We start from the raw sequence: 305 nt of genomic DNA, 5'->3' as shown, positions 1-305 counted from the left end.
GGATATTGGAATCGCCCAAAGTAATAAATCCGCAAAAATATCTTTATCAAGTCCAAGTTTTCTTGATTCTCTTGTCGCAAGAAGCCATCCTAAAAACAAACCTGTTCCAATTATTAGTCCATACCAATAGACAGTAATCGGTCCAAGTTCAAAGGCTATGCGATCAATTGCCTCAATTTTTTCCATTGTGTTATCACCTCTTCTTCTTATTGTAATTAGCAGTTTAACTAGCAAATATCGAGAAAATATGCACAAATGATAAATTATTTAATAAAAATCTGTAACAAACAAAGCTTCAAATTTTT

1 protein-coding gene is annotated in these 305 nt (G+C 31.8%); it reads right to left on the bottom strand.

Annotated features, from left to right (window positions below):
* Positions 1-186: prolipoprotein diacylglyceryl transferase family protein (locus tag JI665_RS28370; protein ID WP_206846291.1), on the bottom strand; the 186-nt coding region annotated here is incomplete at its 3' end.
* Between the last annotated feature and the right edge of the window lie 119 nt (positions 187-305).

The sequence above is a fragment of the Bacillus sp. NTK034 genome, assembly GCF_017303275.1.
In the GTDB taxonomy this organism is placed as follows: Bacteria; Bacillota; Bacilli; order Bacillales; family Cytobacillaceae; genus Cytobacillus.
The sequence above is the reverse complement of the archived record's forward strand: the minus strand, read 5'-3'. Positions and strand labels throughout refer to the sequence as shown.